The 20,765-nt window shown below is 74.7% G+C and carries 22 protein-coding genes; 17 read left to right on the forward strand and 5 right to left on the reverse strand.

Features of this window, described 5'->3' with window-relative positions:
- Positions 1-100: 100 nt before the first annotated feature.
- The 7 genes from ACL02R_RS11795 (at position 101) to ACL02R_RS11825 (ending at position 7,409) form a co-directional block, all read left to right on the forward strand.
- Positions 101-1,081 (forward strand): ABC transporter permease, encoded by a 981-nt coding sequence (locus ACL02R_RS11795; protein ID WP_412796822.1) that lies wholly within the window; start codon positions 101-103, stop codon positions 1,079-1,081.
- A gap of 18 nt (positions 1,082-1,099) precedes the next feature.
- Entirely contained in the window at positions 1,100-2,182 is a 1,083-nt protein-coding gene (locus ACL02R_RS11800) for an ABC transporter ATP-binding protein (protein WP_412796823.1), read from the forward strand.
- 49 nt (positions 2,183-2,231) lie between these two features.
- Positions 2,232-3,338 (forward strand): ABC transporter ATP-binding protein, encoded by a 1,107-nt coding sequence (locus ACL02R_RS11805; protein ID WP_412796824.1) that lies wholly within the window; start codon positions 2,232-2,234, stop codon positions 3,336-3,338.
- A 226-nt stretch (positions 3,339-3,564) separates the two neighbouring features.
- On the forward strand, positions 3,565-3,759 hold the full coding sequence (locus ACL02R_RS11810; protein WP_362966117.1) for a hypothetical protein: 195 nt from the start codon (positions 3,565-3,567) through the stop codon (positions 3,757-3,759).
- Between the two features lie 55 nt (positions 3,760-3,814).
- Entirely contained in the window at positions 3,815-4,711 is an 897-nt protein-coding gene (gene mshB / locus ACL02R_RS11815) for an N-acetyl-1-D-myo-inositol-2-amino-2-deoxy-alpha-D-glucopyranoside deacetylase (RefSeq protein WP_412796825.1), read from the forward strand.
- Positions 4,708-5,076: a DUF6113 family protein gene (locus tag ACL02R_RS11820; protein ID WP_412796826.1), complete on the forward strand. Its 369-nt coding sequence runs from the start codon at positions 4,708-4,710 to the stop codon at positions 5,074-5,076. The genes mshB and ACL02R_RS11820 overlap by 4 nt, the downstream gene beginning before the upstream one ends.
- A 515-nt stretch (positions 5,077-5,591) precedes the next feature.
- Positions 5,592-7,409: a hypothetical protein gene (locus ACL02R_RS11825; RefSeq protein WP_412796827.1), complete on the forward strand. Its 1,818-nt coding sequence runs from the start codon at positions 5,592-5,594 to the stop codon at positions 7,407-7,409.
- A 64-nt stretch (positions 7,410-7,473) separates the two neighbouring features.
- Here ACL02R_RS11825 and ACL02R_RS11830 read toward each other — a convergent pair whose 3' ends face one another.
- The gene (locus ACL02R_RS11830) at positions 7,474-8,466 is read right to left on the reverse strand and encodes a GNAT family N-acetyltransferase (RefSeq protein ID WP_412796828.1); all 993 of its coding nucleotides are present in this window, start codon (positions 8,464-8,466) and stop codon (positions 7,474-7,476) included.
- A gap of 137 nt (positions 8,467-8,603) precedes the next feature.
- Between ACL02R_RS11830 and fdxA the strand changes: the two genes are divergently transcribed.
- Positions 8,604-8,930, forward strand: coding sequence for a ferredoxin (gene fdxA, locus ACL02R_RS11835; protein ID WP_362966107.1), 327 nt, complete (start codon positions 8,604-8,606; stop codon positions 8,928-8,930).
- A 112-nt stretch (positions 8,931-9,042) separates the two neighbouring features.
- Positions 9,043-10,140, forward strand: coding sequence for a succinyldiaminopimelate transaminase (dapC, locus tag ACL02R_RS11840; protein WP_412796829.1), 1,098 nt, complete (start codon positions 9,043-9,045; stop codon positions 10,138-10,140).
- Between the two features lie 48 nt (positions 10,141-10,188).
- On the opposite strand, the gene ACL02R_RS11845 is transcribed toward dapC, so the two are convergent.
- Positions 10,189-10,635, reverse strand: coding sequence for an ATP-binding protein (locus ACL02R_RS11845; RefSeq protein WP_412796830.1), 447 nt, complete (start codon positions 10,633-10,635; stop codon positions 10,189-10,191).
- A 509-nt stretch (positions 10,636-11,144) separates the two neighbouring features.
- Here ACL02R_RS11845 and dapE point away from each other — a divergent pair.
- Both dapE and ACL02R_RS11855 read left to right on the forward strand, forming a co-directional pair.
- The gene (gene dapE, locus ACL02R_RS11850; protein WP_412796831.1) at positions 11,145-12,224 is read left to right on the forward strand and encodes a succinyl-diaminopimelate desuccinylase; all 1,080 of its coding nucleotides are present in this window, start codon (positions 11,145-11,147) and stop codon (positions 12,222-12,224) included.
- A gap of 79 nt (positions 12,225-12,303) precedes the next feature.
- Positions 12,304-13,137, forward strand: a complete 834-nt coding sequence (locus ACL02R_RS11855; protein WP_412796832.1) for a TIGR00730 family Rossman fold protein — start codon at positions 12,304-12,306, stop codon at positions 13,135-13,137.
- Between the two features lie 17 nt (positions 13,138-13,154).
- Here the strand turns inward: ACL02R_RS11855 and folP are convergent, their stop codons facing one another.
- On the reverse strand, positions 13,155-14,015 hold the full coding sequence (gene folP / locus ACL02R_RS11860; protein WP_412796833.1) for a dihydropteroate synthase: 861 nt from the start codon (positions 14,013-14,015) through the stop codon (positions 13,155-13,157).
- 158 nt (positions 14,016-14,173) lie between these two features.
- On the opposite strand from folP, the gene ACL02R_RS11865 reads away from it, so the two are divergent.
- A complete protein-coding gene (locus ACL02R_RS11865) occupies positions 14,174-14,692 on the forward strand; it encodes a DivIVA domain-containing protein (protein ID WP_412796834.1) in 519 nt (172 codons plus the stop codon).
- On the opposite strand, the gene ACL02R_RS11870 is transcribed toward ACL02R_RS11865, so the two are convergent.
- Positions 14,689-15,483, reverse strand: a complete 795-nt coding sequence (locus tag ACL02R_RS11870) for an enoyl-CoA hydratase-related protein (RefSeq protein ID WP_412796835.1) — start codon at positions 15,481-15,483, stop codon at positions 14,689-14,691. The two genes, ACL02R_RS11865 and ACL02R_RS11870, sit on opposite strands and share 4 nt — an antisense overlap.
- A 219-nt stretch (positions 15,484-15,702) precedes the next feature.
- Here ACL02R_RS11870 and ACL02R_RS11875 point away from each other — a divergent pair, with 219 nt between their 5' ends.
- Positions 15,703-15,870, forward strand: a complete 168-nt coding sequence (locus ACL02R_RS11875; RefSeq protein ID WP_019434894.1) for a DUF3117 domain-containing protein — start codon at positions 15,703-15,705, stop codon at positions 15,868-15,870.
- 173 nt (positions 15,871-16,043) lie between these two features.
- Here ACL02R_RS11875 and ACL02R_RS11880 read toward each other — a convergent pair whose 3' ends face one another.
- The gene (locus ACL02R_RS11880; protein WP_412796980.1) at positions 16,044-16,754 is read right to left on the reverse strand and encodes an O-methyltransferase; all 711 of its coding nucleotides are present in this window, start codon (positions 16,752-16,754) and stop codon (positions 16,044-16,046) included.
- 104 nt (positions 16,755-16,858) lie between these two features.
- Between ACL02R_RS11880 and sigE the strand changes: the two genes are divergently transcribed.
- The 4 genes from sigE (at position 16,859) to ACL02R_RS11900 (ending at position 20,739) form a co-directional block, all read left to right on the forward strand.
- Entirely contained in the window at positions 16,859-17,665 is an 807-nt protein-coding gene (gene sigE, locus ACL02R_RS11885; RefSeq protein ID WP_412796836.1) for an RNA polymerase sigma factor SigE, read from the forward strand.
- Positions 17,662-18,624 carry an anti-sigma factor family protein gene (locus ACL02R_RS11890; RefSeq protein ID WP_412796837.1) on the forward strand — a complete coding sequence of 321 codons (963 nt, stop codon included), beginning with the start codon at positions 17,662-17,664 and terminating at the stop codon, positions 18,622-18,624. The genes sigE and ACL02R_RS11890 overlap by 4 nt, the downstream gene beginning before the upstream one ends.
- A 78-nt stretch (positions 18,625-18,702) precedes the next feature.
- The gene (locus ACL02R_RS11895; RefSeq protein WP_412796838.1) at positions 18,703-20,142 is read left to right on the forward strand and encodes a trypsin-like peptidase domain-containing protein; all 1,440 of its coding nucleotides are present in this window, start codon (positions 18,703-18,705) and stop codon (positions 20,140-20,142) included.
- 117 nt (positions 20,143-20,259) lie between these two features.
- The gene (locus tag ACL02R_RS11900) at positions 20,260-20,739 is read left to right on the forward strand and encodes a sec-independent translocase (protein WP_412796839.1); all 480 of its coding nucleotides are present in this window, start codon (positions 20,260-20,262) and stop codon (positions 20,737-20,739) included.
- Positions 20,740-20,765 lie beyond the last annotated feature (26 nt).

Below are 20,765 nucleotides of genomic sequence, written 5' to 3' on the forward strand. Positions count from 1 at the left end.
CCCCCCCCCCCCCCCCCCCCCCCCCCCCCCCCCCCCCCCCCCCCCCCGCCCCGCACCACCCGGCGCCACCCCAGGCCAACGAACCGAAGGCTGCGACCCGATGCTCAGATTCATCCTGCGGCGATCCCTCGGCGCCCTCGCCATCCTGCTGATCATCAGCGCCGTGACGTTCTTCCTCTTCTACGCGATCCCGCGCAACCCCGCGCTGCTCGCCTGCGGCAAGGGCGTCTGCACACAGGAGCAGCTCGCCGTCGTCGAGCACAACCTGGGCATCGACAAGCCGATCCCCCAGCAGTACTGGGAGTACATGATCGGCATCTTCGCCGGCCGCGAGTTCCCCGCCGGGAGCTGCCCGGCACCCTGCCTCGGCTTCTCCTTCCGCGACAACAGGCCCGTCCTCGACACCATCCTGGACCGGCTGCCGACCACGGTGTCCCTCGCCGCCGGCGGCACCGTCGTCTTCCTGATCCTGGGCCTGGCCTTCGGCATGGTCGCCGCCTGGCGCCGCGGGACCCTGCTGGACCGCTCGGTCAGCTCGGCGTCCCTCGTGCTCAGCTCGGCGCAGATCTACTTCCTCGGCCCGCTCGCGCTCGCGCTGCTCGTCTACAACAACCAGATCCTGTCCCAGCCGGGCTACTTCCCCATCTCGGACGACCCGGGCAAGTGGTTCGCCGGGCTGCTGCTGCCCTGGCTGGTGCTGTCCACCATCTTCACCGCGCAGTACACCAGGCTCTCCCGGGCCTCGCTCGTCGAGCAGTTGCAGGAGGACCACGTGCGGACCGCGCGCGCCAAGGGCATGGGACGGCGGACCGTCTTCTTCCGGTACGCCTGGCGCGGCTCGCTGATCCCGATCGTCACCGTCCTCGGCATCGACATGGGGTCGCTGATCGGCGGCGCCATGATCACCGAGAAGACCTTCGCCCTGCCCGGCCTCGGCCGCCTGGCGGTGGACTCGGTCACCCAGTCCAACCTGCCGATGCTGATGGGCGTCATGCTCTTCGCCGCCCTGATGATCGTCTTGTTCAACATCATCGTCGATGCCTGCTACGCGCTGATCGACCCGCGCGTACGGCTCGCGTAGCGCAAGGGAGCTGACGACGTGACCACCACAGAGCCCGCCGCGACGCCACGGCCGGGCACGGGGACGGACGCCGGGGCGGACGCCGAACCGTTCCTGTCCGTACGGGACCTGCGCGTGCGCTTCGCCACCGAGGACGGCACGGTCAAGGCGGTGGACGGCCTGTCGTTCGACGTGCTGCGCGGCCGGACCCTCGGCATCGTCGGCGAGTCCGGCTCCGGCAAGTCCGTGGCCAACCAGGCGATCCTCGGCCTGCACAACCCCAGGGTCGCCGACATCAGCGGCGAGATCCTGCTGGAGGGCGAGGACCTCGTCACCGCCCGCGAGCGCCGCATGGAGCAGCTGCGCGGCAACCGGATCGCCATCATCTTCCAGGACCCGCTGACGGCCCTCTCGCCGTACCACACCGTCGGGCAGCAGATCGCCGAGCCGTACCGCAAGCACAAGGGCGCCGGACGCCGCGAGGCGCGCGAGCGCTCCATCGAGATGCTGGCACGGGTCGGCATCCCCAGCCCGCAGCGCCGGGTGGACGACTACCCGCACCAGTTCTCCGGCGGCATGCGGCAGCGCGCCATGATCGCCATGTCCCTGGTCTGCGACCCCGACCTCCTGATCGCCGACGAGCCGACGACCGCGCTCGACGTCACCGTCCAGGCGCAGATCCTCGACCTCCTGCTCGAACTCCAGCAGGAGTTCGGCTCCGCGATCATCATGATCACGCACGACCTCGGCGTCGTCTCGCGCGTCTCGGACGACATCCTCGTCATGTACGCGGGCCGCGCCGTCGAACGCGGGACCGTCCACGACGTCCTCAGCCGCCCCCAGCACCCGTACACCTGGGGCCTCCTCAGCTCGATGCCCCGCCTCAGCGGCGATGTCGGCAAGGAGCTCGTGCCCATCACCGGCACGCCGCCCAGCCTGCTGAACCCGCCGCCAGGCTGCCCGTTCGCCCCCCGCTGCTCCTTCCGTGACGAGGTGCCGGAGGACCGTTCCTGCACCGGGGACAGGCCCGCGCTGCCCGAGGGGCGCGGCGCCGCCTGCCACCTCACCGACGGGCAGCAGCGCGTCCTGTTCACCGAACGCATCAGGCCCCGGCTCGTGTGAGCCCCGCCCGCCATCACACCGCACGCACGGACCGGAGACCGAGGACCAGATGACGACCGAGACCGCCGAGACCAAGGCCGGGACCGCCGGGGCCCGCAGCGCGCTGATGACCGTCCGGGGACTCACCAAGCACTTCCCGGTCCGCGGCGGCTTCCCGGTCAAGCGGACCGTCGGCGCCGTGCACGCCGTGGACGGCCTCGACTTCACCGTGCACGCGGGGGAGAGCTTCGGGCTCGTCGGCGAGTCGGGCTGCGGCAAGTCCACGACGGGCCGCCTGCTCGCCCGGCTGCTCGAACCGACCGCGGGCACGATCACCTACCGGGACCGCGACATCACGCACGCCTCGCGCCGCGCGCTGGCCCCGATCCGCTCCGAGATCCAGATGATCTTCCAGGACCCCTACTCGTCGCTCAACCCGCGGCAGACCGTCGGCACGATCATCGGCGGCCCGATGGAGATCAACGGGATCGCGCCGCCCGGCGGACGGGAGGCGCGCGTCCGCGAGCTGCTGGAGACGGTCGGGCTCAACCCCGAGCACTACAACCGCTTCCCGCACGAGTTCTCCGGCGGCCAGCGGCAGCGCATCGGCGTCGCCAGGGCCCTCGCGCTCGAACCGAAGCTGATCGTCGCCGACGAGCCGGTCTCCGCGCTCGACGTCTCGATCCAGGCCCAGGTCGTCAACCTGCTGCGCAAGGTGCAGGAGGAACTGGGCATCGCCTTCCTCTTCATCGCCCACGACCTCGCCGTCGTCCGGCACTTCTCGCAGCGGATCGCGGTGATGTACCTCGGCAAGATCGTGGAGATCGGCGACCGCGAGGCGATCCACGAGCGGCCCAGGCACCCGTACACGCACGCGCTCCTGTCGGCCGTCCCCGAGGTGACGCTGGAGAGCGAGGACGGCACGCCCGCCGAGCCGCCGCGCGAACGCATCAGGCTCCAGGGCGACGTGCCCTCGCCCACCGACCCGCCCTCGGGCTGCCGCTTCCGCACCCGCTGCTGGAAGGCGCGGGACGTGTGCGCCGAGCAGGAGCCGCCGCTGGTCCGCCTCGGGGGGAACGCCGAAGGCCACCTCACCGCCTGCCACTTCCCCGAGGACGGCACCACGCTGGCCGCTGACCGCCCCGAACCGGTGCTGCCGGACCCCCTCGTGCGCTGAGCCGTGCCCTGAACCGTGCCCTGAACCGTGCACGAGCACGGACGCCCCCCGGTGCCAGGCGTGGGCCGGGTGGCGTGCGCCCCTTCTCTGCTTCCGTGCACCCGGCCGTGCGCGCGCGCCCGCTCGTTATGATCCATGGCACGTGACGGGCAGCACTCACCCGAGCACGCGCTGAAGTCTGTCGCCGGCTGCCCTGAACGGGCCCGAACTATAGGGGTGATCCTCGGTGGCGCTCTCCGTCTCCGCCGTGCTGCTGCTCGCCATCATCGTCGTCCTCCTGGTCAGGAAGGCGGGGCTCAACCTGATGCACGCCTTCGTGTGCATGCTCCTCGGCTTCTACCTCGCCGGGTCGAACGTGGCGCCCGCCATCAGCGACTTCGGGTCGAGCGTCGCGGGGATGATCAGCGAGCTGAGCTTCTGACCGCCGGGCGCCCTTGTTTTTCGCCCGGCACTTGCCTCCGGCGTAGGCTCCCGGCATGAGTCCGGTCACTCCCCGGGTGCTGCTGGTGCACGCCCACCCCGACGACGAGTCGATCACCACCGGTGTGACGATGGCGGCCTGCGCCGCCATGGGCGCCGGGGTCACGCTCGTCACCTGCACGCAGGGCGAGGAGGGCGAGGTCATCCCGGCCGCGCTCGCCCACCTCGCGTCCGGCCGGGACGACGCGCTCGGCCCGTACCGCGCGGGCGAACTCGCCGCCGCCATGCGCGCCCTCGGCGTCACCGACCACCGCTTCCTCGGCGGCCCGGGACGCTGGCGCGACTCCGGGATGGCCGGACTGCCGGAGAACGCGCGGCCCGCCGCCTTCGACCGCGCCGACCCCGACGAGACCGGCGCCGAACTCGCCGCGGTCGTCGCCGAGGTGCGGCCGCACGTCGTCATCACCTACGACCCGCACGGCGGTTACGGCCACCCCGACCACATCCAGGCCCACCGCACCGCCATGCGCGGAGTGGAGATCGCGGCGGAGCGGCACGGCCACCGCGTGCCGCGCGTCCTGTGGGCCGCCGTGCCGCGCGGGGCCGCCGGCGAACGGCTCGCCGCCCTGCGCGCGGCCGGACCCGGGCGGTTCGCGGGCGTCGCGGATGTCGCGGAGATCCCCGGCGTCGTGGCGGACGAGGAGATCGCGCTCACCGTGCGCGGCACCCCGGAGCAGGCCGCGGCCAAGGCGGCGGCGATGGCCGCCCACGCGACGCAGATCGAGGTGGCGGGCGACGTCTTCGCGCTCTCCAACGGGCAGGCGCAGCCGCTGTGGGAGACCGAGTACTACCGGCTCGCCGCCGGGGTGCCCGTGCCGCCCGGTGCGGCCGACGTGTTCGCGGGCCTGGACCTGGATGCCGCGCGGGGCGCGGCGGGGGAGGTGCGGTCGTGAGGATCGCGGTGTACGCGCTGCTCGGTGTGCTCGGCGCACTGGCCGGGATCGCGGGCTCGCTGGTGCAGGGCGGCTGGTTCCCGCTCGGGCTGCTGCTCGCGCTCGCGGGCGCGGCCGGGCTGTTCTGGGGCGGCGCGCTCGTCACCAGGTCGCGGGTCGGGGCGGGCGCGCCGGCCGCGGGCTGGGTGCTCGCGGTGCTCGCGCTCACGTCGAGCCGCCCGCAGGGCGACTTCGTCTTCGCGGCGGGCGCGGGCAGCTACCTCTTCCTGCTGGGCGGCATGGCGGTCGCCGCCGCGGCCGCGACCCTCGCGCCGTCGGAACGCCCGCTGTTCGCCGTCCCGGAGGTGCCGCGCGCGCCACGGTGACGTCTCGCACGCCTGCGCGATGTGGCGAACCGGTGTGCGGCGTCCGGCGTGGCGGCCCGGCGCCCGTACGCGGGCGCGGCGGCACCGTCGGATATGTCAACACCGCCTCACCTGCGCATACTTGAAATCGGCGGCGATCGGCCCGCCGAAGTTTTGCGCCGCGCCGCGCGGCGCCGTACCGTTGCCGGACTGTGCGCCCCCGTGGTGTGTTGCACGGATGTGCCAATCCTGTGGGGGCGGCGTACCACACGGCCGTCACCAGTATCGTGGGGCCAGCCGCCCGGTCCCGGTGTGTTCCCGGGACGGCCGGTGAAGCCCAACCGGGAGATCCTGCCTTGAGTCGTGAATCTGACAATCCGTCCCCCCGTCCCAGGGGGTGGGGGGACCCCCAGCGCAGCGAAGGAGACGGTGGCGCACGCCCGGCGGCTCCGCAGCCCGAGGAGAAGAAGACCGAGACCACGCTGACGACGCGCGCCCGGATCAACATCCCCGGGTCCCGGCCGATCCCTCCCATCGTGGTGCGCGAGACGGTGCAGGACAGCCCCGACGGCCCCGACGGCGCCGCCGCCAGGGACGCCACCGACGGCGCGGGCACCGCGAGCGCCGCCCAGACCGCGCCCGAGGCCGCCGCCGCGCCGCCGTCCGCCCGGCCGGCCGCCCCCGCGAACGGCGCCGGCGCCGGCGCCGCGCCCGGCAAGAAGACCAGCTCCTGGTTCGAGCCGCGCAAGCCGCCGCCGCCCGCCCGCGCCGACACGCCCCCGGAGGGCCACCCGGCCGTCACCGACACCCCGCCCGGCGGCGTGCCGGACGCGCGGTCGGCCGCCGGACCCTCCACCGGGCCCACCCCCGTCGTACCGCCGCGGGCCGCCACCGACACGGGCCCCAACCCGCTGCTCGGCCGCCCCGAGCCGGACCACGCCCCCGGCACCGGCCCGAACCCGCTGCTCAGCGGCGGTTCCCCGGTGGAGCACGAGCCGCGCGCCGGCCAGGACCCCTGGTTCCCGCAGCACCCCGACACCCCGGCCGAGGGCGTGCCGCGCATCCCGCCGCGCCCGGTCGGCCCGACCAGCGGGCCCGTCACCGGGAGCATGCCGCTGCCCCGCCGCCAGCCGCCGCGCCCCGAGGACGAGGACCCGGCCGGTACGACGATGGACCTCGGCGGTCCGTTCCCGCCCGCGCCGCCCCCGGGCATCGCGGACCTGGAGTCCACCGGCCGGATGGCGCCCGTCACGGACGCGGACGCGCCCGTTCCGCCCGGTACCACCGGGCCCCGCACCGGGGGGTCCCGTTCCGCCGGTTCGGGACCCGCCGTGCCCCCGCCGGCCGACCCCGCGCCGCAGCAGGCGGCGCCGCCGCCCGCCGAACCCGCGGCGAAGGCGCGCAAGGGCGGCCGTTCCAAGGTGAAACTGCTGGTGGTCGGCCTCGTCGGCGTCGCCGTGATCGCGTACGGCGCCGGGCTGTTCCTGAGCCCGGCCGACATCCCGCAGGGCACCACCGTCCTCGGCGTGGACATCGGCGGCCTCTCCACCCAGGAGGCGCAGAACCGTTTGGAGAGCAGCTTCGAGGCCGCCAACAACGAACCGCTCGTCCTGCGGCTCGGCGACCAGGAGGTCGAGCTGAAGCCCAGCGTCGCCGGCCTGTCGGTGGACGCGGAGGCGACCGCCGAGAGCGTTTCGGGACAGGACTACAGCCCGGTCGCGGTGTACGGCTCGCTGTTCGGCGCCGAGCACCCGCAGGACGCGGTCGTCGCCGTGGACCGCGAGAAGCTGACGGTCGCGCTGCGCGACCTGACCGAGAGCGCGGGCTCGGGCCCGGTCGACGGCAGCATCACGTTCACGCCCGAGGGCCCGATCGCGGACGCGGGCCGTCCCGGGCTCGGCGTCGATCCCGAGGCGGCGGCCGACGCCGTGGAGGCCGCCTTCCGCGACCGCGCGGCCGGGACCGGCGACGGCGTTGTGGACCTGCCCATGACCGAGCAGCAGCCGGCGATCGGCGAGGAGCAGGTGCGGGCCGCCATGGCCGACTTCGCGGAACCGGCGATGTCCGGCTATGTGACGGTCAGGGCCGGTGACCAGGAGATCGACTTCAGCCCGGAGAACTCCATCTACCAGTTCATCGGCATGGCCCCGGCCAACGGCACGCTGGTCGACACGTACGACCTCGAAGCCCTCGCGGCGCTGTACGGGGGGACGTTCGAGACCGTCCTCGTCACGCGCGGCGACGGCTCGCAGACGCCCGTGATGCCCGAGGACGTCGCGGGCGCGCTGCGGACGGCGCTGCGGGAGACCGACCCGGCGGCGCGGGTCGCGGTCGTGGACCTCGACCCGAACTGACCGTGCCCGTCCCGGCGACGACGGCCCGTCCGCCCGTACCTCCCCGGTGCGGGCGGACAGGCCGTCAGCCTTCGCGGGGCGCCGCGCGGTAGTGGTAGTGGCTGTGCGCCGTGAAGCCGAGCCGTCCGTACAGGGCGAGGGCGGGCGCGTTGTCCGTCTCGACCTGGAGGTACGCGGCGCTCGCCCCCTCGGCGAGCGCCGCGCGCGCGAGTTCGCCCACGAGGGCGGTGGCCAGGCCGCGGCGGCGGTGCGCCGCGCCCACCTCGATCGCGCCGAGACCGGCCCAGCGGCCGTCGACCGTACAACGTCCGACGGCCGCCGGGCTGTTCCCGTCCGCGGGCGCCGAGGCGAACAGCACCGAGGGCCCGCCGGTCAGGACCCGGCGTGCGCCCGCCGGGTTCTCGCGCGTACGGGAGTAGGCGGCGAGCCACGCGTCGGACGGCGCGCGCCCGACGCGTACGCGCGGGTCGGGCGCGCGGTCGGCGAGCGCGGCCAGCGGGGCGACCATCGTCACGCTGTGCCCCGACGCCGCCCAGCCGAGCGTGTCGAGGCGTGCCGCGAGCAGCGCGTCCGCGCCGCTGCTCCCCGGCCCGTCGGTCGTCAGCTGGAGGACGAGGGGGAGGCCGCGGGCCGCGTACCAGGCGGTGAGCGCGCCGGTGTCGGGCTCGGCGGGGCCGGTGCGCACCGCCGAGTTGGCCCGGCGCGTCCAGCCGCCGCCGCCCGCGCGGGCGAGCCAGTCGCCGACCCGTCCGGTCTCCTCGCCGGGCCAGCCGCGCGCCGCGACCGCCGTCAGCTCGGCCACGTCCGCCGCCGGGACGCCGCGCCGCGGCGGCGGCGCGGGCGGCACCACCTTGCCCGCCACGAGGTCCGCCTCCGCGAGCCGCACGATCCGGCCGTCCCGCCGTGTGACGCCGACCACCCCGTCCTGCCACGACGTCAGCACGCCGACGGTGTCCGTGAACGTCACATCCGGCTCGTCCGGACCCGTCAACGACCGCACCGACACCCGTTTCCCCACGTCAGAAGGGGTGATGCGCACGACGAGCTGTCCGCCCACGGTGAACTCCGTCCTCTTGCCCGCCCCCTCTTTGGCCTCCCGGGGCCCGGACCGGAGATACTAAGGCGGGCACCGACGACGCCGCGCCCCGCGCGCCCCGGCGGTCAGCCGCCACCGTAACGAGGAGGACAGACAGCGTGACCTATGTCATCGCGGAGCCTTGTGTCGACCTGAAGGACAAGGCATGCATCGAGGAATGCCCTGTTGACTGCATCTACGAGGGTCAGCGGGCTCTGTACATCCACCCCGATGAGTGCGTGGACTGCGGTGCCTGCGAGCCGGTCTGCCCGGTGGAGGCCATCTTCTACGAGGACGACACCCCGGAGGAGTGGAAGGACTACTACAAGGCCAACGTCGAGTTCTTCGACGACCTCGGGTCGCCCGGCGGCGCGAGCAAGCTCGGCCTGATCGAGCGCGACCACCCCTTCATCGCGGCGCTGCCGCCGCAGAGCCACGACGAGTGACGTCCGGCGTCACCACGCCCGTCACCGGTCCCGTGCGGCGACTGCCGTACGGGACCCGTGCGCTTCAGGGCACCCGCCCGTCCCCCCTTCCGCGCAAGAAGTGAGCCACCCCGTGTCCCTCGTCTCCGCCCGGCTGCCCGTCTTCCCCTGGGACCGCCTGGAGCCCGCCAAGACCACCGCCGCCGCGCACCCGGACGGGATCGTGGACCTGTCGGTGGGCACGCCCGTCGATCCGGTGCCCGCGCTCGTGCGGCGCGCCCTCGCCGACGCGAGCGACAGCCCCGGATATCCGACGGTGTGGGGCACGGCGCGGCTGCGCGAGGCGGTTCTCGGCTGGCTGGCGCGCCGCACCGGCGCGGCCGGGCTCGACGAACGGAACGTCCTGCCGGTCATCGGCTCCAAGGAACTGGTCGCCGCGCTGCCCGCGCAACTCGGCCTCGGGCCCGGCGACCGCGTCGCCTACCCGGAACCCGCCTACCCCACCTACGAGGTGGGCGCCCGGCTCGCGGGCGCGGAGCCCGTCCCCTACCGCGGCAAGCCGGCCGAACTCGACCCGGCGGGGCTGCGGCTGCTGTGGCTGAACTCCCCGGGCAACCCGACGGGCCGCGTCCTGGGCGTGGACGAACTGCGCGAGACCGTCGCGTGGGCGCGGGAGCACGGCGTGCTCGTGTTCAGCGACGAGTGCTACCTCGAACTGGGCTGGGAGGCCGACCCGGTGTCGGTGCTGCACCCGGACGTCTGCGGCGGGGACACGTCGGGTGTCGTCGCGGTGCACTCGCTGTCCAAGCGGTCGAACCTGGCGGGCTACCGCGCGGCGTTCCTCGCGGGGGACGCGGCGGTGCTCGGCGAACTGCTCGCGGTGCGCAAGCACGCGGGGATGATGCTGCCCGCGCCCGTCCAGGCGGCGATGGCCGCGGCGCTGGACGACGACGGGCACGTGGCGGAGCAGCGCGCGCGCTACGCGGCCCGGCGCGCGGCGCTGCGCGGGGCGCTGGAGGCGCGGGACTTCCGCGTCGAGCACAGCGAGGCGTCGCTGTACCTGTGGGCGACGCGGGACGAGGACTGCTGGGCGACGGTCGGGTGGCTGAGTGAGCTGGGCGTCCTGGTGGCGCCCGGGGAGTTCTACGGGGCGGCGGGCGAGCGGTTCGTCCGGGTCGCGTTCACGGCGACCGACGAGCGCGTCGCGGCGGCCGTGCGGCGGCTGGCCTGAACCGCCGCCGGGCCGCGGCGTGCTGCCACGGCCCGGCGGGGCAACGGATCAGAGCGGGCTGCGCAGCAGGCTGAAGTCCTGGGTGTCCGGCAGCGCGGCGGTCGCCGCCGCCCCGCCCAGCTCGGTGGACGCGGTACGGGCCTCCTCCGGGGTGCCGACGACATCGCGCACCGTCGTGGCCGCCGTGCGCCCCGTGTCGGCGGCGAGGTCCCTGGCCAGCGGGCCGGCGACCGGCATGACCGCCCGCACGGCCTCGCCGCCGATCTCGTTCACCACGCCGTTCGCGGCGGTCGTCACGTTGTCGAGCGTCTGCTCGACGCCCGCGCTCTCCAGGCCTTGCAGGCCCGCGAGCGGCGCGGCGAGCGGCTGCTCGGAACCGGCCGCGGCCGCCTGTCCCGCCGCGCCCGCGACCGGCGCGGCACCGGCCGCGAGGAGGAGGGCCGCCTTGGCGACCCGGCGGGCGAACGGCTGCCGGGGGGTGGACGAGCTGGGCATGGTGCTCCTCTGCCTGGGGGGTGCTTGGGGGTGCTTGGGGGTGCTGGGTGTGTGCCGGGGTGTCGGGGAGCGGCGGGGCTGAGTCCCGGCCGCGCAGTGCCTATCGGCCGGGAGCGGCGGGAGGTTGCGGCCCGCGAGGGTAAAGGATTGGCAATGCGCCGACGCGATGGGAAATTGCCGCCCCGCGCGTAATCCGGGCGCGTAATGGCGCATTCGGCGGACGGCGGCGCGCGCGGCGCCCGTACTCGAATTGACGTGACGTCAGCGCCGCGTGTCAACGGCCGCGGTTTCGACCGACTTTCCCGGCCGTTGTCCGAAGCGCCGCGGAACGCGCCGTATTCCGTTTGCCGTACCCGCGTGGACGTATTTCCGTACATCTGTACCGCCGCGTTATCCGGTCCGCACCCCAGCGGCGGGCACGGCGAATGCGGCCCGTATTCCGGCGCGTTCCCCGCCCCCCGTGGCTCCGGCGGCGAGGGCGCTCGCCCGCGCCCGGGTACCGTGAGGCCATGGAACCGCCACTCCTCGACCTCGGCCTGGACGCCGCCGCGCTCACCGCGCGGCTCGTGGACATCCCCTCCGTCAGCGGCACCGAGAAGCCCCTGGCCGACGCGGTGGAGTCCGCTCTGCGCACCCTGCCGTGGCTGCGCGTGGACCGGCACGACGACAACGTCGTCGCCCGCACCGCGCTCGGCCGCGCCGAACGGGTCGTCCTCGCCGGGCACCTGGACACGGTCCCCATCGCCGAGAACGTTCCCGCCCGCCTCGACGGTGACGGCCGGCTGTGGGGCTGCGGCACCTGCGACATGAAGTCGGGCGTCGCCGTCCAGCTCCGCGTCGCCGCCACCGTCCCCGACCCCAACCGCGACCTGACCTTCGTCTTCTACGCCAACGAGGAGGTCGCCGCCGAGCGCAACGGCCTCGGCCACCTCACCGCCGCGCACCCCGACTGGCTCGCGGGCGACTTCGCCGTCCTCCTCGAACCGTCCGACGGCGAGGTCGAGGGCGGCTGCCAGGGCACCCTGCGGATGCTGCTGCGGCTCACCGGCAGGCGTGCCCACTCGGCCAGGTCCTGGACCGGCGAGAACGCCGTCCACGCCGCCGCCCCCGTCCTCGCCCGCCTCGCCGCGTACGAGCCGCGCCGCCCCGTCATCGACGGCCTGGAGTACCGCGAGGGGCTCAACGCCGTGCGGATCGAGGGCGGCGTCGCGGGGAACGTCATCCCCGACGAGTGCGTGGTCACCGTCAACTACCGCTACGCGCCCGACCGCGGCGAGCAGGAGGCCGTCGCGCACGTCCGCGAGGTCTTCGCGGACTGCGGCGTCGAGGAGTTCACGGTGGACGACCACTCGCCCGGCGCGCTCCCCGGCCTCGGCCACCCGGCGGCCCGCGCGTTCATCGACGCGGTGGGCGGCACGGCGCGCCCCAAGTACGGCTGGACGGACGTCTCGCGCTTCAGCGCCCTCGGCGTGCCCGCGGTGAACTACGGTCCCGGTGACCCCAATCTCGCCCACAAGCGGGACGAGCGGGTGGACACGCGGCAGGTGCTGCGCTGCGAGGAACGGCTGCGCGCCTGGCTGACGGCCTGAGGGGTACTCGGCGGGAGACCACGGGTGAGACGAGCGGTACGGCCCGAGCGGGGGAGTACCACGAGGTGAGGAGCACGGCATGAACGGCAGCGCGGAGCCGGGTGCGGACCGTCCCGAGGGCGTGCCGGAGGGCGTTCCGGCCGATTCGGCGGCGGCGGACGAGGCCGCGGCGCGCGAGCGCGCGGGCGCGACGACGGAACGGGGCGAGCAGCGCCTCGGCCCGGTGGTGCGCCGCCGGGACCAGGTCGTCGCGGGCACGGCCGACCAGCGGCTGCTGGACACCAGGGGCCCGTCCGACTGGGTGCACGGCGACCCGTGGCGGGTGCTGCGCATCCAGTCCGAGTTCGTGGAGGGCTTCGGCGCGCTGGCCGAACTCGGCCCGGCCGTCAGCGTCTTCGGCTCGGCCAGGACGCTCCCCGACTCGCCCGACTACGAGCTGGGCGTGCGCATCGGGCGCGGCCTGGTCGAGGCGGGCTTCGCGGTGATCACCGGCGGCGGCCCCGGCGCGATGGAGGCCGCCAACCGGGGCGCCAGCGAGGCGGGCGGCGTCTCGGTCGGCCTCGGCATCGAGCTGCCCTTCGAGCAGGGCCTCAACGAGTACGTCGACATCGGTGTCAACTTCCGCTACTTCTTCGTGCGCAAGACGATGTTCGTCAAGTACGCGCAGGGCTTCCTCGTCCTGCCCGGCGGACTCGGCACGCTGGACGAGCTGTTCGAGGCACTGACCCTCGTGCAGACCAGGAAGGTGACGCGCTTCCCCATCGTCCTGGTAGGCACCGACTACTGGGCGGGGCTCGCCGCGTGGCTGCGCGAGACCGTCGTCGCGCAGGGCAAGGCGTCCGACCGCGACCTGGCGCTCTTCCACGTCACGGACGACGTGGACGAGGCGATCGCGCTCGTCACGGAGCCCTGACTGCCCGGCGCGTGCCGTCAGGCCAGTCCCCGGCGGGCCACCGCCGGGGGCCGGTGGCCCGCGATGGAGGCCACCATGTCGAGCACCTGCCGCGTCTCCGCGACCTCGTGCACCCGGTAGACACGGGCGCCGAGCCAGGCGGAGACGGCGGTGGTGGCGAGCGTCCCCAGCAGCCGCTCCCTGACCGGCAGGTCGAGCGTCTCGCCGACGAAGTCCTTGTTCGACAGCGACACCAGCACCGGCCAGCCGGTCGCCGTCATCTCCCCGAGCCGCCGCGTGGCCTCCAGCGAGTGCCGCGTGGACTTGCCGAAGTCGTGGCCCGGGTCGATGAGCACGCCGTCCGGGCGCACGCCGAGCGCCACCGCACGTTCCGCCAGGCCGACCGTGACGTCCAGGACGTCCGCCATCACGTCGTCGTACGCCACCCGGTGCGGCCGGGTCCGGGGCGCCGCGCCGCCCGCGTGCGTGCACACCAGGCCCGTGCCGTACTCGGCGGCCACCTCGGCGAGCCGCGGGTCCACGCCGCCCCAGGCGTCGTTCAGCAGGTCGGCGCCCGCCTCGCACACGGCGCGGCCCACCTCGTGCCGCCACGTGTCCACGCTGATCACGACCGACGGGTGCCGCTCGCGCACGGCCGCGACGAACCCCGCCGTCCGCCTGATCTCCTCGGCCGCGTCCACCTCGGCGCCGGGGCCCGCCTTCACGCCGCCGATGTCCACGATCGCCGCGCCCTCCCCGACGGCGCGCGCGACGCGGTCGAGCGCCGGGCCGTCGGCGAAGGTGGCGCCCTGGTCGTAGAACGAGTCGGGCGTGCGGTTGACGATCGCCATGACCACCGGCTCGTCCGGGGGGAACGTCGCGGTTCCGAGGCGCAGCATGCCGTTCAGTTCTCCGCTCCTTCGAGTCCGCCGGGGCCCGCGGTCCCGGCCTGTCCCGAACCTACCTGGCCGTCCGGGCACCCGGCCGCGCCGGGACGTGCGACGATCGGAGCGCCGCACGGCGGCGCGGCGGGGAAGAACCGACGAAGGGGACGCGCGTGTTCTGGATTCTCATCGCCACCATGGTGCTGGTGATCGCCGGTGTCACGCTGGCGGTGCTCAGCAGCGGCGACGGCGCGGGCGGCCCGGTCACCGGCGGCCTCGTGGACGCGGTGCCCGACCGGCTCGACGACCCGCTGCCCCGCGACCGGCCCGTCGGCCCGGCCGACGTGGTGCGCGTACGGCTGCCGGTGGCGGCGCGCGGCTACCGCATGGCGGAGGTGGACGACGTGCTCGACCGGCTCGCGGCGGAACTGGCCGAGCGCGACGCGCGCATCACCGAGCTGGAGACGGCGCTCGCCGGCGCCCAGGCCCTCGCGCTGGACCACCAGGCCCCGGCCGGTGGCGCCGCCGCCGCCGACGACGACCCGGGCCGCGCCGACGCCGGGCCGGGGGCGTACGCGGGGGAGCGCTTCGCCGACGACGACCGGGCGGCGGCGGACGCGGCCTTCGTGGACGGCGCGTACGGGGACGGCGCGTACGGGGACGGACGGCCCGGCGGGGACGCCCCTCGCTAACGCCCCTCGAACCGCGGCCGCTCCTTGCGCAGGAACGCCCCGACCGCCGCCCGGTGGTCGGCCGACGCCCCGGCCTCCCGCTGGAGCCGCGCCTCCTCGTCGAGCGTCTCCGCCAGCGGATGCGACGCCCCGAAGGCCAGGGACCGCTTCAGTGCCGCGTAGGCGAGCGTCGGGCCCGCCGCCAGCCGCAGCGCGGTCTCCCGCGCCGCCGCCGCCAGCTCCCCGTCGGGCACGACGCGCTGGACGAGCCCGATCCGCTCCGCCTCCGCCGCGTCCACCCGGCGCGGGTCGAGCAGCAGCTCGGCGGCCCTCCCGGCGCCCACCGCGCGCGGCAGCGTCCAGGAGAGGCCCGAGTCGGCCGTCAGGCCGATCCCGGCGAAGGCGGTGTGAAATGCGGCACTCGCGGCCGCGAGCCGCAGGTCGGCGGCGAGGGCGAGGCCCAGCCCCGCGCCCGCCGCGGCGCCCTGGACGGCCGCGACCACGGGCCGGGGCATGGCGGCGATCGCGAGGGTGATCGGCCCGTAGTGCCGCGCCACGGTCTCCATGGCGTCCCCCGGCCGCTCCTCGCGGGCGAGGGCGTCGCGGTGCTCGGCGAGATCCTGACCGACGCAGAACGCGCGGCCGTTGGCGGTGAGGAGAACGGCCCGTACCGCGGAATCCGCGGCCGCCGCGCGGAGTGCGCGCAGCAGTGCTTCCTTCGCCGTGACATTCAGGGCATTCAGCTGTGCCGGTCGATTCAGTGTGATCGTCGCGAGACTCTCGGTCACTTCGTACAGCACGGTGTCGTCCATGTCCTTCAGCATGGCGCGGACAACGGGAGTATCACGGTCAATCGCCGAATTGAGTGGTTTTGCGCGCGCGCGTTGCCGAAGGGATACCACCCAATGTTGGTCAGGGGGACGTTCCATGCGGGATAATGGAGTGGAGCAATGTGTTCGACGCCGGTGTCCGTTGGCTTCTCGTCCTCGGGTCGCCGGTGGAGACGGGCTGGTTCAGGAAGGGGAACGAGCATGGCGGCCATGAAGCCGCGGACGGGCGATGGTCCGCTTGAGGTGACCAAGGAGGGGCGGGGCATCATCATGCGCGTTCCGCTCGAAGGCGGTGGCCGACTCGTCGTCGAGCTGACCCCGGACGAAGCGGTCGCCCTCGACGAGGAGCTCAAGAAGGTGACCGGCTGAGCGTTCGCGCCGGCCGTCTCCGCATTTCCGTATCTCCTCGTAGCGGTTCTCCCGCCGGTTCGCCGGCACGACCCAGGGCTGCGCAGGATTTTCCGATCCGTTCCACCGCTTCACCACCAGACCGCTCGACGGCTCCACCGTCAGTCTCTCTCCGGTCTGTTCGGCGCCAGGACTCAGACGCGGGTCGCGCACAGCAGGCCGTCGCCGACGGGCAGCAGCGCCGGCACGAGTTCCCGGCTCTCCCTGACGGTCCGCAGCAGTTCGCGCAGCATCCGCACCTCGGTGGGCTGCGCGGCCGAGTCCACGGTCCTGCCCCCGGCGAACACCCCGGCGAAGACGAGCAGCCCGCCCGGACGCAGGAGCCGCAACGATTCTGCGAGGCATTCGAGGCATTCGAGACGGTCGCCGTCGCAGAAGACGAGGTCGTACCCGCCGTCGGCCAGCCGGGGCAGCACGTCCAGCGCGTGCCCGGGGATGAAGCGCGCACGGTTCGCGGCGAAGCCGGCCGAGCGGAACGCCTGCCGGGCGAACTGCTGCCGCTCCGGCTCGATGTCCACGGTCGTCAGCACCCCGTCGGGGCGCATGCCGTGCAGCAGGTACAGGCCGGAGACGCCGGTGCCGGTGCCGATCTCCGCGACCGCCCGCGCACCCGCCGTCGAGGCGAGCAGCCGCAGGGCGTCGCCGGTGCCCGGGGACACGGCGCGCACCCCGGCCTCCCGCGCCCGCTCGCGGGCCCACCGCAGGGCCGTCCCCCCGGCGCTGTCGGCGTCCGGTTCGCCATACGCCTCGGCGAACGCCCAGCTCCTCAGCCGGTTGCCGGTAATGGCCCTCTCCTGTCCCCGTCTGTCACGCGCTTTGACTGTAGCGACTCCGGGCGGGAACAGGACGCCCGGACCGCTCGTTGGATCAACCGGACGGCCCGCGGACCCGATGTCCGCGGTCAAAGCCGGTCGAAAATGCTTATCCGGAGCTAACGGGCGGGGTGGCTATGGTAGGGACTCCACTGGACACCACCAGAGCCGACAGGGGAGGTGCGGCCACGTCCACGGGGCGGAAAGTGCTCAGGCGCTTTCTGCGGACGTCCGGCGGGCCGAATTCCGTGACAGACACCGCTGACGCCGATCGGGCGCACACCACTGCCGACTTCACCGACGGCCCCACCACCGCCGTCGCGACGTTCGGCACGGTGCCCGATGGTCAGAGCTGGGCACCCCCCAGCTGGGAGGAGATCGTCAGCACCCACAGCACCCGCGTCTACCGGCTGGCGTACCGCCTCACCGGCAACCAGCACGACGCAGAGGACCTCACGCAGGAGGTCTTCGTCCGGGTGTTCCGTTCGCTGTCCACCTACACGCCGGGCACCTTCGAGGGCTGGCTGCACCGCATCACCACCAACCTGTTCCTCGACTCCGTCCGCCGCAAGCAGCGCATCCGGTTCGACGCCCTGGGGGAGGACGCGGCCGAGCGGCTCGCCAGCCGCGAGCCCACACCGCAGCAGCACTTCAACGACACCCACTTCGACGCCGACATCCAGCAGGCGCTCGACACCCTGGCGCCCGACTTCCGCGCCGCCGTGGTCCTGTGCGACATCGAGGGCCTCAGCTACGAGGAGATCGCCACCACGCTCGGCGTCAAGCTGGGCACGGTGCGCAGCCGCATCCACCGCGGGCGCTCGCACCTGCGCAAGGCCCTGCGCCACCGCTCCCCGCGTGCCCAGGCGGCCGCCGGGGAGCAGCAGGCGGACGAGTCCGTCCTGACCGCCGCGCCCGCCGGGCCGGAAAGCGGGGCGGTGTGACGACCACCCCCTCCACCCCCTCCGGCTCTTCCGGCCACGGGTGCGCCGACCGGCACCTCGGGGACCGCCTCGCCGCCCTCGTGGACGGCGAGCTGTCCCACGACAGCCGTGACCGTGTCCTGGCGCACCTGGCGACCTGCCCCGGCTGCAAGGCCGAGGCGGACGCGCAGCGCGCGCTCAAGTCGGCCTTCGCCACCACCCCGCCGCCCGCCCCCTCGGCGGGCCTCCTCGCGCGCCTCCAGGGACTGCCCGCCATGACGGCGGCGGACGACGGGGGCCCCGACGGTCCCCGCGACCCGGGCGACCCCGACCCGTTCGGCCACTCCCTGGGCGGCGGGCTCACCGGGGGACCCCTGTCCCGGGGCGGCGAACGCCCGGGTGCGGAGCGCGCCTTCGCGTTCGGCCTGCTGCCCGGCGGCAGGGACCGCGGCTCGCTGCTCGCCCCCGCCGCGCTCGACACGGACCGCGGCTTCCGCATCCACGAACCGGCGCGCGCGCACCGCGGGCACCGGCTCGCGTTCGCCGCCGCGGGCGCGGTGTCCCTGGCCGCCTTCGCCATCGGCGGGGCGCTCTCCGGCGTCGGCGGCTCGTCCGGCGGACCGGGCTCGGCCGGCACGGTGGCGGCGGGCAACGGCCCGGCCAGCACCGCGTCGTTCCGCACGACGGCCGGACGGGCCGACGAGGAGAGCCGCGGCAGCCGTTCCCAGCCGGGCTCCCTCAGCGCGCCCCTCGGCCCGCTCGCGCCGAGCGGCCAGCTGCCCCCGCCCGGCGCACCGCTCCTCGCGGCCGACTCCCTGCTCGTCCCCGGCATCGCGCTCTCACCCGATCCGGTCGTCGTCCCGGCCGTCTCGCCCCTGGCCGTCACCCCGCCGGGCGCGCTGTCACCCGACGGCACGTCCCCCGCCCCGACCCCCACAGCCCCCGCCCCCGGCACCTCCGGAGCCGTGAGCCCCCGCTGATCCGGACCGCCCGACCTGGTTCAATGCACCCACGGGGACGGGGACCACGGACGGCTCGCAGACGATGGGGACACCGCCATGGACAAGGGAAACAGCCTTCCCGGCCCTCAGGCCGGCTCCCAGCGGCCACAGGACCAGCAGGAACAGCAGGACCAGCGGGACCAGCAGGAACAGCGCGACTCCGCATCCGTGGAGGAGGACCACCCCGGCCACGACCCGTACGGCACCCCGCCGTACGGGCAGCCGGGGCCCTGGGCGCCCGCCCCGCCGGTGCAGCGGCCCGAGCCGACGCCCCCGGCCGGGACCGTCCTGCCGGGCGCGCCGCCGCCGCGCTCCCCGCGCTACGACCCGTGGGCTCCGCACCCCGTCTGGACCGTCCAGCCCGACGCCGCCGACACCGACACGCCGCGCCGCCTCCCCGGGGCGCGCCGCCTCGTCGCCGGCGCAGCCCTGCTGGCGCTGCTCGCGGGCGTCCTCGGCGGCGTCGTCGGCGTGTACCTGGAGCGGAACGGCGCGTTCAGCGACGTCCACCTGTCCAGCACCGAGGGCCGCGACACCCCGCCCGAGCCCGGCAGCATCGCCGGGATCGCCGACGCCGTGCTGCCGGCCGTCGTCACCCTGCACGTCTCGGGCAGCGACGCGGGCGCCACCGGCACCGGCTTCGTCCTCGACGACCGCGGCCACATCCTCACCAACGCGCACGTCGTCCGCCCCGCCGGCGGGGGCGGCGCCATACAGGTCATGTTCGCCAGCGGCGAGACGGCACGCGCCGAGGTCGTCGGCCAGGACGCCGGGTACGACCTGGCCGTCGTCAAGGTGACGGGTGTCACCGGGCTGACGCCCGTCGAACTGGGCGACTCCGACACCGTCCGCGTCGGCGACCCGGTCGTCGCCATCGGCGCGCCCTTCGACCTCGCCGGGACCGTCACCTCCGGCATCATCAGCGCCACCGAGCGGCCGATCACCGCGGGCGGCGAGGAGGCGGACGGCTCCGACATCAGCTATGTCAACGCGCTCCAGACCGACGCCCCCATCAACCCGGGCAACTCGGGCGGTCCCCTCGTGGACCTCGACGGCCGCGTGATCGGCGTGAACAGCGCCATCCGCACCGGCGACTCGGGCGGCTTCGACGCCGGGGGCGCCGGCAGCGTCGGCCTCGGCTTCGCCATCCCCGTCAACCAGGCGCGGGACGTCGCCGAGCAGCTGATCAACACCGGCCGCGCCACCCACCCCGTCATCGGCGTCACCCTCGACACCGGCTACCTGGGCGACGGCGCCCGCGTCGGCAGCTCCACCGGCGGGACCGCCGTCGAGCCGGGCAGCCCCGCCGACGCGGCGGGCATCAGGGACGGCGATGTCGTCACGGCCGTGGACGGCGCCCGCGTGCGCAGCGCGGACGAGCTGATCGTCAGGATCCGCAGCCACCGCCCCGGCGACGAACTGGCCCTCACCGTGGAACGCGACGGTGACGAAGTGACGCTGGAGGTCACCCTGGGTGAGGCCGCCGGTGGTGAGTGAGGCACGGACCACGGGCGGGTGCCCATCGTTTACCCGCTCGTGGGGCTCGGCCCCTCCCATCCGCCTCCCCGGGCGGGTACCGTTTTGTGACAACCGCGTGCGCGAGGGAGCTGACAGGTGTTCTTCGATATAGGGTCCCTGGAGTTCATCTTGCTCCTGATCCTGGCGATTCTCGTCTTCGGCCCCGAGAAGCTGCCGAAGATGATCCAGGAGGCCGCCGCCTTCCTGCGCAAGATCCGCGAGTTCTCGGACAGCGCGAAGCGCGACATCCGCTCCGAGCTCGGTCCCGAGTTCAAGGACTTCGACTTCGAGGACCTCAACCCGCGGACCTTCGCCAAGAAGCACCTCCTCGACAACGACGACCTCGGCCTGCGCGAGCTGGGCAGCAGCCTGGACATGCGCAAGGAGCTGTCCGACGTCGCCGACGCCGTCAACAGCCGCCCGGCCGGCCCCGGGCTCGCCAAGCAGCCGGGCGGCGCCGCCCGCCCGGCCGGCGGACCGGTCAGCCTGGCGAAGGACTCCGACCCCAAGCCGGTCGTCCCGCCGCCCGCCGCGGCGGCCGGGGAGCACGCGCCGTTCGACGCCGACGCGACCTGAGCCGCCCGGCGGCCCGCGGCCGTTCC

Origin of the sequence: Streptomyces sp. MS19 (assembly GCF_047200595.1) — a bacterium.
Taxonomy (GTDB): Bacteria; Actinomycetota; Actinomycetes; order Streptomycetales; family Streptomycetaceae; genus Streptomyces.

Bases quoted from the DNA above. Each gene is read 5' to 3' on its own strand.
- dapE (WP_412796831.1), top strand. From the start codon at position 11,145: ATGGAACCGCCACTCCTCGACCTCGGCCTGGACGCCGCCGCGCTCACC.
- sigE (WP_412796836.1), top strand. From the start codon at position 16,859: ATGGTAGGGACTCCACTGGACACCACCAGAGCCGACAGGGGAGGTGCG.
- mshB (WP_412796825.1), top strand. From the start codon at position 3,815: ATGAGTCCGGTCACTCCCCGGGTGCTGCTGGTGCACGCCCACCCCGAC.
- folP (WP_412796833.1), bottom strand. From the start codon at position 14,015: ATGCTGCGCCTCGGAACCGCGACGTTCCCCCCGGACGAGCCGGTGGTC.
- ACL02R_RS11875 (WP_019434894.1), top strand. From the start codon at position 15,703: ATGGCGGCCATGAAGCCGCGGACGGGCGATGGTCCGCTTGAGGTGACC.
- ACL02R_RS11795 (WP_412796822.1), top strand. From the start codon at position 101: ATGCTCAGATTCATCCTGCGGCGATCCCTCGGCGCCCTCGCCATCCTG.
- ACL02R_RS11870 (WP_412796835.1), bottom strand. From the start codon at position 15,483: ATGGACGACACCGTGCTGTACGAAGTGACCGAGAGTCTCGCGACGATC.
- ACL02R_RS11895 (WP_412796838.1), top strand. From the start codon at position 18,703: ATGGACAAGGGAAACAGCCTTCCCGGCCCTCAGGCCGGCTCCCAGCGG.
- ACL02R_RS11845 (WP_412796830.1), bottom strand. From the start codon at position 10,635: ATGCCCAGCTCGTCCACCCCCCGGCAGCCGTTCGCCCGCCGGGTCGCC.
- ACL02R_RS11855 (WP_412796832.1), top strand. From the start codon at position 12,304: ATGAACGGCAGCGCGGAGCCGGGTGCGGACCGTCCCGAGGGCGTGCCG.
- ACL02R_RS11805 (WP_412796824.1), top strand. From the start codon at position 2,232: ATGACGACCGAGACCGCCGAGACCAAGGCCGGGACCGCCGGGGCCCGC.